Origin of the sequence: Aporhodopirellula sallentina SM41, from assembly GCF_000346505.1 — a bacterium.
Taxonomy (GTDB): domain Bacteria; phylum Planctomycetota; class Planctomycetia; order Pirellulales; family Pirellulaceae; genus Rhodopirellula; species Rhodopirellula sallentina.
This window is the reverse complement of sequence record NZ_ANOH01000190.1, coordinates 1-14,514: the sequence shown is the minus strand read 5'-3', so window position 1 is coordinate 14,514 and position 14,514 is coordinate 1. Positions and strand designations below refer to the sequence as shown.

At 57.3% G+C, this 14,514-nt stretch carries 7 protein-coding genes; 3 read left to right on the top strand and 4 right to left on the bottom strand.

Going from position 1 to position 14,514, the window contains the following annotated elements; all coding sequences use genetic code 11:
- Positions 1-5,579 (top strand): serine/threonine-protein kinase (locus RSSM_RS12350; protein WP_144059759.1); only part of this gene is annotated, 5,579 nt, incomplete at its 5' end.
- Positions 5,580-5,701: 122 nt separating this feature from the next.
- Positions 5,702-8,272, top strand: a complete 2,571-nt coding sequence (locus tag RSSM_RS12345) for a hypothetical protein (RefSeq protein ID WP_008678838.1) — start codon at positions 5,702-5,704, stop codon at positions 8,270-8,272.
- A 100-nt stretch (positions 8,273-8,372) separates the two neighbouring features.
- Here RSSM_RS12345 and RSSM_RS12340 read toward each other — a convergent pair whose 3' ends face one another.
- Both RSSM_RS12340 and RSSM_RS12335 read right to left on the bottom strand, forming a co-directional pair.
- The gene (locus RSSM_RS12340) at positions 8,373-11,729 is read right to left on the bottom strand and encodes a UTP--glucose-1-phosphate uridylyltransferase (protein WP_008678836.1); all 3,357 of its coding nucleotides are present in this window, start codon (positions 11,727-11,729) and stop codon (positions 8,373-8,375) included.
- Positions 11,726-12,622 (bottom strand): sugar phosphate nucleotidyltransferase, encoded by an 897-nt coding sequence (locus tag RSSM_RS12335; protein WP_008678834.1) that lies wholly within the window; start codon positions 12,620-12,622, stop codon positions 11,726-11,728. The genes RSSM_RS12340 and RSSM_RS12335 overlap by 4 nt, the downstream gene beginning before the upstream one ends.
- Before the next feature lie 186 nt (positions 12,623-12,808).
- On the opposite strand from RSSM_RS12335, the gene RSSM_RS12330 reads away from it, so the two are divergent.
- Complete coding sequence (locus tag RSSM_RS12330; protein WP_008678832.1) at positions 12,809-13,240, top strand: GNAT family N-acetyltransferase; 432 nt, start codon at positions 12,809-12,811, stop codon at positions 13,238-13,240.
- A gap of 302 nt (positions 13,241-13,542) precedes the next feature.
- Here RSSM_RS12330 and RSSM_RS12325 read toward each other — a convergent pair whose 3' ends face one another.
- Positions 13,543-13,953, bottom strand: coding sequence for a response regulator (locus RSSM_RS12325; RefSeq protein WP_008678829.1), 411 nt, complete (start codon positions 13,951-13,953; stop codon positions 13,543-13,545).
- A gap of 36 nt (positions 13,954-13,989) precedes the next feature.
- Positions 13,990-14,514, bottom strand: a 525-nt coding sequence (locus RSSM_RS12320; RefSeq protein ID WP_044302408.1) for a sensor histidine kinase, incomplete at its 5' end; no start/stop codon positions are given.

Below are 14,514 nucleotides of genomic sequence, written 5' to 3'. Positions count from 1 at the left end.
GCTACGTTGACCTCGACACCACCATCGATGCGCCCCCCCCCTCAGACAAACGTGACGTCGATCCCAATGCAGCCACGATCGAAGAAATCCAGCTTCAGCACGGCGGAAAAGAAACCAACTCCCCCGCCGCAAAGGATGCCAACGGGCTGACACAGCCGCTCGATCAATCCGCTGAAACTCTCGCGTCGATCTCAGGCAACCTGCATGAGGATGAAACGATCGAAGGCGACCGAGACGACGAATCACTCTCGGTGCTAGAGGACACCGACCTCGGACAAACGATCAACCCCCGCGCGTTGTCTGACGCGGAGGCAGAATACTGGAACGAAATCTCGGCCGAGTTCACCTCCAACCGAGAACCCACGGCGTTGCCACCCGCGATCGACCGAACGATCGTCGAGACGCGCTTGCAACTTCGCAATCAATCCGTGGCGACGCAGATTCAAAGCGAAGAAGAGGGATCGGACTATCGCCTCGTCCGCCTGCTCGGCCGGGGTGGCATGGGCAACGTCTTCGTGGCTCGACAGGGATCGCTAGACCGTTTGATTGCGGTCAAGGTTATCCGTCCGCTCGACTCTAAAAAACGCGAACGACTCTCCAAAGAAGGCAAACTCGAACAGGTCGAACAAGGACGCCGGCAACAGTTCCTGTCCGAGGCGGTCGTGACCGGTGATTTGGACCATCCCAACATCGTCCCGATCCACGACATCGCCGTAACCGGCGACAAGACGCTTTTCTATTCGATGAAACGCGTGGTCGGCACTCCGTGGTCAGACGTGATCGGCGAGAAATCTCGAGACGAAAACCTCGACATCCTCATCAAGGTCGCTGACGCGATCGGTTTCGCGCACACGCGTGGGGTGGTTCACCGCGACATCAAACCCGAAAACGTCATGCTCGGCGACTTCGGTGTGGTAATGGTCATGGACTGGGGCATCGCGCTCGCCAAACCCGAGTTTGAAAAGCTCGATTCGATCACCCCCGCAACTCGACTCGGTGGCACGCCATCGATGATGGCACCCGAGATGGCCATCGGACCGGTCGACAACATCGGACCGGCGGCTGACATCTACCTGCTCGGCGCGACGCTGTTCATGGTAATCACCGGCCAACCGCCTCACCATGCAGCCAACGTCAGTCAGTGCTTGCGAGCGGTCGCCAATAACGACATCCGCGAATACGATCCGAAGCACAACGGCGAACTGATGAACATCGCACTCAAAGCGATGGCCGCCGACCCGAAAGACCGCTACGCCAACACGACGGAGTTCCAAGCCGCGATCCGTGAGTACCGCTCACACGCGGAGAGCATTTCGTTGGCAGCACGCGCTCATGAAGACCTTGAGCAAGCGATCCAAGAAAAGTCCTATCCGCAGTTCACCCGAGCCCAATTCGGATTCGAAGAGGCTCTCGCTCTTTGGGACGGAAACAAAAAAGCAAGCGACGGACTGAAACAAACCCCGATCTCGCACGCCGAGGCGGCCTACGACAACCAAGACTACGACCTTGGTCTCTCGTTGCTCGATGCGAAGAACACCGACCACACCAGGTTGATCGAACGGTTGCAAGAAGCCTTGCGGCAACGGCAAAAACGAGAGGCAGCATTTGCTTTACTCAAAAAGGTCGCCGTAGCGATGCTCGCGTTCATCCTGATCGGCGGCTCGATCGCGTTGTACTTCATCCAAGAAGCCAGCAATCGCGCACAAGCCAACTACAACTCATCCGAAAAATTCAGAATCCTCGCCCAGGGTGAAACAGCTCGTGCGAATAATAACGCAAGGAAGGCATTGAAAAGCGCCGAAATTGCGGAAATACGAAAACAGGAAGCGGAGCGACAAAAAAACGCCGCTATCCAAAACCTGCAGATCGCGAAAGCAGAGCGTGACCGAGCAGACAAGAACGCGGGAATCGCCAAGGCAAACGAAATAGAAGCGAAGGAAAATGCCAACCGAGCCAATCGGAACGCACGCGCCGCTCAAATCGCCAGAACGAAAGCCGAACGAGAAGCATACGTCTCCGGCGTTGGTCTCGCCAAAGCACGGATCGATCGCAATGAGTTCACCGAAGCCCGACGATTGATCGCGGGTCTTATCGGCGAGCGATCACTCGCAACGACACCTTGGGAACTACGGTACCTTTCATCGCTCGCCAATCAAGCCGATGCGGCTGCGGTCACGCCTGCGGTGGTCGCAAATATCGCGATCCCGCCGCAACCGTCCGGCGACGTGTCGGCACTCGTGCGGTTCGACAACGGGTCACTCGCATCACTGCAGCTAGCCGATTCCGTTTCCAATCCTCAAAAAGCAAACCTATCGCTCACCCCCGTTTCGCTGCCCTCGGCAGACAACAATCGCTCGCGAGAAACGGTGAACGCGACCTGCGTCGGAGTCAACTCCGATGGTTCACTCGCGGTCGTCGGAACGCAAGGCGGCAACATTTTGCTGTGGGACCCTCGTCGCACAGACGCTCCCGCGAAACAGGTGCTCCGGGGACACCGTGATCGCGTGACAGACGTGAAGGTGATCAACGATCAATACCTGGCATCCGCTTCGGCAGACCGAACCATCCGCATTTGGGAGATCGCATCCGGTGACGAACTGGAAACGATGTGGCATATCGCGCCCGTCGTTGCCCTTTCGGCGAGTCCCACATCGGACGGCTTCCGGTTAGCAGCCGCCATCGCCGAGAAAGGACTCGGACAGGTCGTTCTGTGGAAGGCCCGAACCGACACGCCGATGCGTTTCGACCAAATTGGCGTCTTCGATGAACACACTCAGCCGGTCGCTTGTGTCGCCATGTCTCCGGACACCAAGACAGTCGCATCCGGTGATATCGAAGGCAATGTGTTTGTGTGGTCGGCCGACGAACTGCAGAACAACGATGTGGCCAAACTCGTCAAGCAAGCCGTCCGGGCATCGGGGCCTGGTTCTTCGCGTCCCAACGCCTCGAATAGGAATAGCGATCAAGCAGACTTGCATTCGCGTTTTCACCGGCTCGTTCGCCGCATCGCACAGCCATCCGAAACAGCCTCGACACCCAAACGCAGTTCGTCATCGACAGCGGCGACATCCAGCGCGCACGAGCTATCGGTGCGGAACGTTCGCTTCTCTGATGATGGAACGACGCTGCTGACCTGTGGTGACGATTATCTCACACGATTGTGGCGAACAGGTTCTCAATCAAACGAGCAATGGGAACTGACCCGAACGCTCAAAGGGCATGGTGGTCCGGTCATCGATGCCGTGTTCGTACCTGATACCGCCGATCGAGTGTTAACGGCCGGCGCGGATCAGTCGCTTCGACTTTGGCGAGGGGACGGGGCAGCCGCAGTTTCGTCACCAGACGTCTCGGTAACAACCCAGGCACCCCAAAACCAAACTGTCTCGAAGCAAACATCCGCAAATCAAACTCCACCGGCCGGAATCGAACCAACCACAACCAAAATCCATGACGATGAAATCTGGTCCGCATCGATTTCTCCTGACGGACTCCAAATAGTCACCGCGAGCCGGGATCGCACATCGAAGGTCTTGGCGATCGATCCGGCAACGCTCACGCTTCAAAAGCTGGCTGAACTGCAACCCGACGAAGAATCGGAAACGGACGAGAATTCGGACGATGCGAGCCAATCGTTTTCACCAATCGCGGACTTGGCCGAGGGCTCGTCGTTTCGCGCGATGTCGATGGGCGTCGACGTGACATCGAGACGATTGTTTGTCGGTGGTGCCGATTCCGTCATACGAGTTTGGGACCTTGATCGCGGTACCGAACTCGAAACGATCTCGGGCACAGGTCTCAATCAAGCCTTCTCGCTCTCGCGTGACGCAAACGCCATTCTCACCGGTTCGAGCTCGACCGAAACGAACGCGATTGTGTGGGCAATGGATCCAGCGACCAACAGCGTCCGGCTCAACCACAGGCTCCAAGACACCGATGCGGCCGGACATGAGGAGTCAATCGCCGCGGTCGCACTCTCGCCCGATGCCTCCCGCGCGGTTACGGCAGATCGAGCAGGGCGGGTGATTCTGTGGGATTGCCAAACAGGAACACCCATTGGTTCCCCGATCGACGATCTACTCGGAACACGAATCAACGATGCCGAATTCACACCAGACGGCCGCAGCGTGTGGCTCGCCGCGGATGACCAACGACTCTCCCGGTTGAACCTGGAATCTCGTGAAATCGACGCACGTCTCGAACACGACGGGTTTGTCACGAACGTCAAACAATCACGTGACGGACGACGAGTCATCACCACATCAGAACTGCAAAAAATCAATTCAACGGTGCACCGTGCCATCTGGTGGGAACTCGATAAGAACACAGACGCCCCGGCGCGGCAAATGAAATTGACGGAGCTGACCGTCGCATCACGTGATCGCACCCGCTCAGGCGGTCGCCCCGGAATCGCATCGGTCGCGTTGGACGAGTCCGGTCACCAAGCGATCGTGTCCATCAACCCGCCTGGTGATTCACCGAGTCGAGTGCAACGATGGCGAGCCGTCGAGGACGTTCGCAATGCCAAACGGGTGACGGTGCTAGGCCTTCCCGCGCGAATCGGCGATGTTTCCGACGCGGTTCCTGTGTCAGACGATGAACTAGTCACCATGCACGGCAACTCGGCGTTCCGATGGAATACCGAGTCACGGCAACTCGAAACCAGCTACCGAATCAACGGTGCACTGAGCGTCGCCGCCTTTGCCCCGCAACGTGATCTCGTCGCGACGGGCAGCCGAAGCCTAAAACTATGGGACACGCGGACCGGCAGAGCGATCGGCAAACTGGAGTCGCCCCACACCGGCGGCGTGCAGTGCATCTCGTTTGTTGGTAGTTCGTCTGCGAAAACGCCAACGATCGAGTTCTACACCGGAGGCGACGATGGCTTCATCCGTCGCTGGACGTTCGAGAGAGAATCCTCTGAGTTTGCCGAAGTGTCCTCGTTCGATGTCAACTCCGACATCAATTCGGATAGCGAACTCAACTCAAAAAACATCGACCGTCCCCTTTCGATCACGCTCTCTCCGGACGAGCGTTCGCTGTTCATCACGACCAGCCAAGGGAAAGTGTTGCTACGCGACATTGCCGCCAATGAGTCACGAGTCCTTCTCGATGATGCCAACGTTGGTGCAATCCATGCGGGATGCTTCAGCTCCGACGGGCGATTTGTTGCCGCGGCGGGCCGAGATCGTTTGGCTCGGATGTGGGATCTGTCGAGGACCTCTTCGGCACTCAACGCCCCCGATGCAATCTTTCAGGGGCACGCGGAATCGATCCATGACGTCGCGTTGATTGGGAACATCGTTCCGGAAACGCCTTCCCGCTCGACGCTTCGCCTCATCACCGCATCTCAAGATCGCAGCGTACGGGTTTGGGACCCGCTGTACTCGAAACCACCGGAGGCCGCCCCATCCGATCGCGAGGGCATGATCGGCCCCGAGGGTCGGGAATTGCTCGAATTACTGCGGCATTCCGACGGTGTGATGTCGGTCGATTTCAATACCGACGAGACGTTGATGATGACCGCGGGCCGCGACGGCAACGTCGTGCTCTGGCCGGCCGCGACGACTCTCGGAAACTAAGCCAAGATTTCCTAGAAAGTTTCTCGTTTATTGCACGGACCGCACCCTCTGCGGTCACTAATACAGTGACGGCGCATGATTTCGTGACCGTCTGTGCTGTGACCTTCTGAACGAGAAACTCCATGCGTTTAACGCTGCGAACACTACTGGCTTACCTCGACGACATGCTCGAGGAGGAAGATACCGAAACTCTCAAAGCCAAGATCGAAGAAAGCGGTATAGCGACTTCGCTCATCGCGCGGATTCGAAACTCCGTCGATCGCCGAGAAATCGGGGCTCTCTCGCCCGACGCGATCGGGCCGCTCGAAAACGCCAACGTGATGAGTGAGTATCTCGACAGCACGTTGTCACAAGAACAGATCGCCGAAATCGAACGACTGTGTTTGGAATCAGACACCTCGTTGTCCGAGGCGGCCGCCTGCCATCAGATCCTCACGGTAGTGCTCGGCCAACCGGCGAGAGTCAGCGAAAAACTGCGCAACCGGATCTACGATCTGCCGCTGAGCGACGAACTGCGCCTGATGGAACAACAGACCAAACCGGCCGCTGACGCGGGCACGTCCCAAACACCAACCTCCGCCACCACGGCCGCGTTCTCTTCGGTGGAAATCCCCGCGGCTTCCGACGACGCAGAACTCGACCTCGGCTCTGGACCGGACGCCGTCACTTCGGAACTGTCGGGTGTGGCGACCGGTTCACCCCAAGACTGGTCGTCCGCAGCCGCGACGGTTATCCGCCCGGTCGGTCCAGACGATTCAGGCGTTTCGGACGCGTCCGCGAGAATTCGCAAGCAATCCGACATCGACGAAGACGCCGGACGCAGCGAAGCGGAGATCGTTGCCGGTGCCACACGAGCCATGCTCGAACGAACCGATGGCTACGGCGGAGCCATCCGCCCATCCCGTATCACACCGTGGTTGGTAACGCTGGCTCTCGCGGGTGTCGTTCTTTATGTGCTCGGGCAGATTTTTGCCCCGTTGACCAAACAAAACTTGCGTGAGATCGGTGCGGTTGCCGTCGAAGACAACGAACCCGTCGTACTGCCTTCTCTCCCGGCCGTCGACCCGGACGACACAGCAAAAGCCAGCGTTCCACCAGAAACGGATTCCGCCCCGACCGCATCGGACGCGATGGAGTCTCCCACAACTGAAGGTGACCCTGCCGCCGACAGCGACACCGAACCCGCACCGGAAACGACATCCGTCGCCCCCAGCGCCGGGACACCTGATTCGGAAGTCGTCGAGGCGCCAGCCGAAACGACTGACGGCATGCCCGACAGCGATGTCGATCCGACCGCATCAACCGAGCCGCCCGCCTCAGAACCCGCCACTGCACCGGAGACATCACCTCCAGAACAAACCGACGCGACCGACAATTCCAGCGAGATGCCGGTCGTCGAAGAGGTTTCCAGCGACAGCGAAGCACAAGACGACGCCTCCGATGCAGAAGCGGCGGTCGTGGCGCCGGTTCCAACCGGGGAAGCTGCCATCGTTGCTCAGCTAGCAATCCCCAACTCGCTGGTCATCGTCCGCAACGGTGACAACTGGGCACGCCTAACAACGCCGCCCGCAGACGCCGATGCCGACGCGCCTCCCGCCACTCCCAAAGAATCCTCTACGACCACATCCGTGATTCGCGCGGGACAGGTGGTTGTCGCCCCTGCTTTGTTCCGCCCTATTCTGAATAACCAAACCGGATTGGAATGGACGCTCGCGGGGCCTACTCGATTGCGTTTGGGCGAAGACGAACAGATCGGTTCGGTGACCCATGTCATTGACGGTCGACTACTGCTCGCGTCAACGCAACCAGACGTCTCGGCCACTCTGTTGCTCGGCGCGAGACAAATTCGCGTCGCAATGCCCGAGGCCCAAACGGTACTCGCGGTGGAATTGACACACCTGCGCCGGCTAGGGTCCAACCCGTTGGCCCCCAACACGCGTTTGCCCGTCTATCGAATCATCGCCGTGCAGGGCAACGTCATGGTGCAATCGAGCGTCATGGCCAACAGCGAAGTCACCAGTACCGACGACACCGTGACGTTGGAAACACGTCAACAACTGCAAGGCTCCGGCGTGCAACCGGCGGCACTCACCACGGTCGATCGACTGCCTAGCTGGATCGATGCTCCGGCGAAGCGTGATGTTCTTGTCGAATCAGCCCAAGAAGGACTGCGGCAGTTTGTCGGTAACGACGAACCGATCGAAAAGGCACTCCGGGAAGCAATGGCGTTTCGCCGCGTAGAAGTCCCCGCACTTGCTGCGGAAACACTCTTGCTGCTCGGTCGGGCGGACGTCTACTTCGGCACCGACGGTATTCTTCATCGTCCGCGGCAACGTCTGTATTGGGAGGAGCATTTCAACATGCTGCGTCAACAGATCGCCTCGGACGCACAAACCGCGGAAGCGATCCGAGTGGCGATCGAACGCGCCGAACTCGCCGACAGTCAGAATCTGTACAAACTCTTGGTCGGATTCACGCCGGAAGAATTGGAAAACGGTGGCGACGCGAAACTCGTCGAATTCCTCGATTCCTCGTCAATGGCGGTTCGCGTTCTCGCGATTGAAAACCTCCGTCTGATCGTCGGCGACACGCTCGGTTATCGAGCCGACCAGGAAAACGCCAACTCACGTCGTGGTGATATCAAAAAATGGGAAACCCGCCTGCGACGCGGCGACATTCGTTACGGTGAATAGCGAATCACAAAAGCAGCTCTTTCACTGCTGAAACTCGCACGCAGCGATAACATTCCATCGATTGTTATCGCTGCATTCACGGCCAGTGGTTCCACCCCGCTTACCGCCACTGACAGAGCGAATCGACGTACGCCGATCCGCCGTCTCGGTTCCACGCGTCGAGTTGGGAAGGTTCTTTCAACTGTTGCCCGCGACGCATCGGCGTGACGATGAAACGGCTATCAACGTCGGGCAGCGTTGTCATGTCGCCCCACAGTTTCTCGAATTGGGCGACCGGGAACACATCCTCTTGAGCGTGCCCCCAGCGTTTCTTGACATCTTTGAGGGTGATGTAGGTCGGCAAACGAGCGGCCATTTCACGGACCGCCTTGTCGACCTTCTGCGTGTCATCGAGTGAATCTCGGTCGAGCCCAAACGCTCGCAACAGCCCATCGATCTCGATCCACGTGGTCATCGAGTTGTAAAACCGCAACCCAAATTCGATTCGATCGTCCGGCATCGCAAGACCTTCGACGAGTCGCGGTCGCCCTGACACCAACGCCAGTCCACCACCTCGGTCTTCCAAACGACGAGGAATCACCTCGTAACTCAGCGTTGCACCGGAGTGAATGTGCAAACCAAATAGCCCCGGATCAACGTTGGCCCCGAGCGTATCGATATTGTGCAACATCAGATACTTCAGCGATGGTTGTTCGCGAAGCATTTTCGACAGCACGCCACCGCGGAACAAATTGGGCACTTCATACCAGTGCCCTACCGGATGGACACACTGCGCAGGAACGTTGTCGGTATAATCACTGCCTTCGCCGATGGATCGAGCCCAGTTCGCGATCGCTGAACGCGCGCTTTCCCGCATCTTTTGCTGCTGTTGATCGAGAACCTGCTGAGGAGTCTCCTCCCACAAAAACTGCAGGTCACGAACCGTCGGCACCATCCGCAATCCCACGCTCCGACCACTTGAGACATGCAACGGGCCGTCATGCCCATAGTTGCCGTTCTCATGCAACGCCGTGCGGATCGCTTCGTCTGTCATCCAACTCGTCGTCACCACATGTGGAATCACACCACCATGTGTCTGTGACGCCAAGCGGTTCTTGGCGAGATGAATTTCCAGAAAGCTTCTGTGCTGCCCCGCAAACCGATGAAACGGATGGAGTGCCTTGCAAACGCCCGCACCTTGCGTCCATCGACTGCCCACTCCTGCGGCGAGCGTCACCACGCCAACCTCTCCCGCAGCGATCGCCTCCTGTCCGATCCCTACCATCGCCGGATCGATTCCATCGCGTGTCTCGATGTAGTGCTGTGATTCGACGTCGGTAATCTTCAATTCGCGAGCCAACCGGTTTGCCGCTAAACCGAAGCGTCCCGTACGCATGCCGTCGCGAATCTCTTCGTGTTGGCTTCGATCGAACCCGTTGCGGTGCAGAATCTCATTCAGTGTGGTCTCACGCACGGGTGAGGAATCACTCTTTGCCGCATGAGTCGCCGTCGGCAGCACGCTGCGCAGCAACTCCGCCGCATCCATTCCGGCATCGGATGGATCGCCACAACGATTGGAAATCCGTGAGAGCTCGGATCGGGTTTGAGGAGACAAATCACGCAGCGGCGTCCGAACCCATTCAGGCAACATCAGCGCATAGTACTTCTGCGGCAAAGTGGCTTTCTGGTCGCAAAGCAATTCAGCCGATGAGCCATTGTCATTAATCGAGAAATCGTAAACAACGGGATCCATCGCGAACGGCAGCGACGTTTCGAGCGAACGCTTCACACGAACCAACTCCGATGCCAACCAATCCTGTGCCTTTTGCTTGACGGCCGGGTCGAAGATGTATCCCATGCCACCCCCAGACATTCCGCCGAGCATCCAAAACCCCCAGAACCGTTCACCGAATTGCTGACGACAGCTTTCGATCATCAAGTCGGTAAAGCGGTTAGTTGCCCACGGAATGATCGTTTGCAATGGGCCTTCGAAGTTTCGCGTTGTCAGTTCGCCGAGACGGCGGATGTCGCCATCGCAGAGTGCCTCGACAACTTCATCGTAAATGTTCATCGCTTCTTGACGGGCGATCCACTGCGCATCACCTCGCACGAGATAATGTTCAGTCACCATCTCGAGAATCGGTCCGACATTTTGAGCCATCCCGCCGTGGACGAGCACCAACGAATCCTGAAGCTTCTGACGAGAGGCGTCGCTGACACGATCCTTTTCCAACACCGTATGGTCTGGCATCAAACGACCACGACTGACCCCATATTCGGGATCGTCGGGCCCGGCCTCTTGGCCACAAATCAATTTGATCCCCGGCCACACTCCGCCGGAGTCCTGCCACCCGCCGCCACTTCCTCCGATCCATTCACCGAGGATCGCGCGCGCGGCAACGAGCCGGCGATCGGATTCGGAAAGTGCCCCTTCGAGGGTCCGGATCTGGCCGGTTGCTCGCATGAGGTTGCTGATCAATGACCCGAGCAGATTCGTCGACACCGCCAACCGCGATCCCTTCGGAATGTCATTGATTTTGCTGACCAATTCCAATCCTCGTCCGCGTCCGACTACTCTTTCGAGCAGCGATTCCATCGACGCCCCACAACCCTCCAGACCAGGCGGAACCACACCGGACGCAATGACAGCGGCCTTCAACAACCCGAGATAGTCACGGGCAAAGTCAAACATCTCGGCAACCGACGTGACCTCCGCCGAGGCCCCGAGATCCACGCTGACTAAACGGAAAACGGGGCGATCAATCACCCGTAGGTACGTCTCAATCGGTGGCCGAACCTCGGCATCCCGGCCGCGCACGCCGAGATCAACGGAGACATTAAGAACACGGGCGCCTTGCGGGAAATCCATCCCGAGAAAGAAGATATCACTCCACGCACTGTGCGAGACGTCCATGCGAACCGCAGTGGTCTCGCGCAAAATCGGCCACGGCGCATCAGGGTCATCGACCGCAGCCAACTCGCGTCGTAAACGCAGCGGATGTTCGGCGACATGACCGAGACGAAACATCCATTGGTTTCCTCGCACCGTTCGAACACTGTGTCGGACTTGATCCGCTAGCGTTTGGAAACCGAGTTCGTGGTACGCCTGAGCGAGCGCACTAGCCAGTGTATCGGACGCCCCCAGCTTGGCCTGTTCGCTCAGAAACGAATCGATCGCTTCTTGAAAACGTCGCCCCAACAGATGCTCGTAGCCGTCAAATGGAATGCTGCCTGTCCCCATTGCGTCAAAGCGTGCAGGGATGTGATAGCGATACAACGACGAGAGGAAGAACAACGCGCGAACGCGCCGATATAAATTGCTCTCACTCCGCCGAAACTGATCCAACGCATCAGCGTGCTTCATCAAGTGTTCGAGCGATTTCCCATCGCATAATGACTCGAGTGAGCGGTCTCGAACCTCAGCGTCTTCGGACAAAATCGTTTCGATAAAAGCGTCTGCCTGCATCGTCGCATTCATTGATCGACTCCTTTCGATGCGGCAGGAGCATTCGGCACAGCCGAGACACTGCTTTCAGGACGTTTGGCCAACAACTCCACCAACTCGGTTAGCAGATAGTCGCGGTCGCGTCCCGACAAACCAAGCGCGAGTTGAGCAATCAGAACGCCATACTGATATCCGATGTTATATCGCTCTCCATGAACTTGGTACGCAAGGTATTTCCCACGCGACGCCAACTTTGCCGCGGCATCAGACAGCGTCGGTCTTTCCAAACTCGGATCTTCGATCACCTCATGCAAACATTCGATCACCGTCGGTGTCAAAACATGCATACCGAAGTAGCCGAGATAGTGCCCACTGCGTAACCCCGGTGTGATCAACTCTTGTTCCGCGAGTGTCGGAGTTGGCTTTTCGACAACCGTACGAACGTCATACAAACCGTCATGCCGAGGCACGCTGTTGCCGCCCACGATTCCGAAGTACGGCAACCGATGCTCGCGGGTCGACTGCACCGCCGACACAGAGCATTCATGCTGACACGCCACAGCGACCAGTTGCGACGCACAACTCGTTTGCGACGCGGTCAGATAGAGGTGATCCCCGACCAGGTGTAGAAACGGGTCATCCCCGCAAAATGATTCCGCTTTGAGCAACGCGTCGGCGTAACCGAGTGGATGTTCCTGGTGCAGGAACCGCAACGCACCAATGCTGCTGCCGGCCGCCTTGCGGTAGTTCTCTTCATCGGCAGGTTGGATCACCACGCCGATCTCTTCCACCCCCGCCGAAAGGGTCTCGTCAACGATCAACTGCAACGCCGTTTTTTCTTCGCCGTTGCGGTCGACTAGTTGTTGCAAAGGAAGGGTATTTTGATTCGGCGCAGCCGCAGTGATTACCGCTTTGAGAACTTGCATGGTTCGCTATTTTCAGGATGCAGAAGAGGCATTATGTTCACGTCATCAGACGGTTTTACACAGGATACTTGCCTGCTCGGAAAACACCACCGAGCGATAATCCCCCATGGAGTCGTATTGCTCGGACTGTGGTACATTACAGGCCGATTCGACGGAGGGAAAACGACTTTCAGGCGAAAATACCCCATGAAAATCATCGAAATTGAATGGTGTTCCCCGGAATATCAATCAGCACTCGAGCTACGCCACGACGTCCTTCGGGGGCCGCTCGGCCTCAAACTCACCGCCGAGGAACTCGACGGCGAACACGCCCAACTGCACTTCGCCGTCATGGACAAAGACGAGGTGGTCGCGACACTCGTAGCACGCCCCGAATCGTCCGGTGTTGTTCAGTTTCGACAAATGGCGGTCCGACCGGATCAACAACGATCGGGCAAGGGAACTGAACTATTAAAACACTGTGAAGAGAAGATCCGCGAAAAGGGCTTCTCTGAAATTCATCTCAACGCTCGGCAAACGTGTCTTCCTTTCTACGAGAAGCTCGGCTACCAACCCATCGGTGACGAATTTGAAGAAGTCACACTGAAACATCAAAAGATGGTGAAGAAACTCTCTTAGTGCTTTTTGAATGGGACGTGTCCGATCCCTGTCGTTGGATTCGCCCGGATTCAGACCACCAAAATCCGGCGACATCGGCTACATCAATCTTTAAAGCGTTCGAGTGGTGCGTCACAATCAAGAATGAGGGTTCAAGGGCGTAGCGAAAGTCGCCAAGACTTTCGGCGATTCGCGTGGCGCACCGAAAACGAGGCTTTGACGCACAACTAGCATCCCCATGCCGCTTGGCATCCGGGTGGGCGGTAGTGGTCCTGCATGAGGAGATTTGACAAGGTCCACTACCTGCGGCTATCGAAAAGTGATCAAGGTTCCTTGCGTAGCCTGCTGACTATCTTCTCGAGTTGTTCCTTCGAGATCGGCTTCGTGGCAAAGTCTTTCACAAACGGGAACGCTGTGGCAGCGTCTTTGTCGTCGGGGTGAATCGAAGTCGTTGCGATGATGACATTCAGCTGATCGCGGATCGCACCGTCGAGCGATCCGACTGCTTGCAAAAATTCGATCCCGGACATTCTTGGAATGCGCATATCGAGAAAGACCAGATCCGGTAACGCGTCAGGGCGCCGAGTGAGTTCATCCAACGCATCGTCTGCATAGGAAAAAAACTCGATCGACTCAACGTCGTCCGCCCGGCGACACATTCGTCGATACAACGCTTGGTCAATCGGATCGTCATCAATGAACATGATGCGAATTTTGTTATCAGTCAGGCCCATGGCATGCCCCCTCGCACCATCAAACTTCCACCAACATCAACGCCGTAACCGCGGCAACCGGACAACCACCACCGTGCCCCCGTCCGGAGCGGATTCGACTTCAATCTCACCGCGATGAAGGTCCACAATTCGTTTGCAAATCGCCAGACCGATCCCGGAACCTTCATAGTCGACCCGTGAGTGCAATCGTTCAAACATCTTGAAGATCTTTTCACGGGCCTCAACTGGAATACCGATGCCGTTGTCGATCAAACGAACCACAACATACTCGTCATTCGATTCAGATTCCACGCGAATGCGAGGACGCCCATCGGTACGTCGATATTTGATCGAGTTCTCAACCAGGTTTTGAAACATCGAGACAAGAAGAGCTTCCACTCCGTGAACCTGAGGCATCGAACCGACGGAGACTTCCGCGCGACACTCATGGATCGGATTTTTCAGACTGATCATCGCCTGAAACACGACCCTTTCCAAATCAACAGGCCCGAACGCATGCTGACCATCGGCCAAACAATGAAACTCGCTCAGCCCTCCGATCTGCGACTGCATTCTGCCGAC

Coding starts and splice junctions, on each gene's coding strand:
- RSSM_RS12345 (WP_008678838.1), top strand. CDS start 5,702: ATGCGTTTAACGCTGCGAACACTACTGGCTTACCTCGACGACATGCTC.
- RSSM_RS12340 (WP_008678836.1), bottom strand. CDS start 11,729: ATGAATGCGACGATGCAGGCAGACGCTTTTATCGAAACGATTTTGTCC.
- RSSM_RS12335 (WP_008678834.1), bottom strand. CDS start 12,622: ATGCAAGTTCTCAAAGCGGTAATCACTGCGGCTGCGCCGAATCAAAAT.
- RSSM_RS12330 (WP_008678832.1), top strand. CDS start 12,809: ATGAAAATCATCGAAATTGAATGGTGTTCCCCGGAATATCAATCAGCA.
- RSSM_RS12325 (WP_008678829.1), bottom strand. CDS start 13,953: ATGGGCCTGACTGATAACAAAATTCGCATCATGTTCATTGATGACGAT.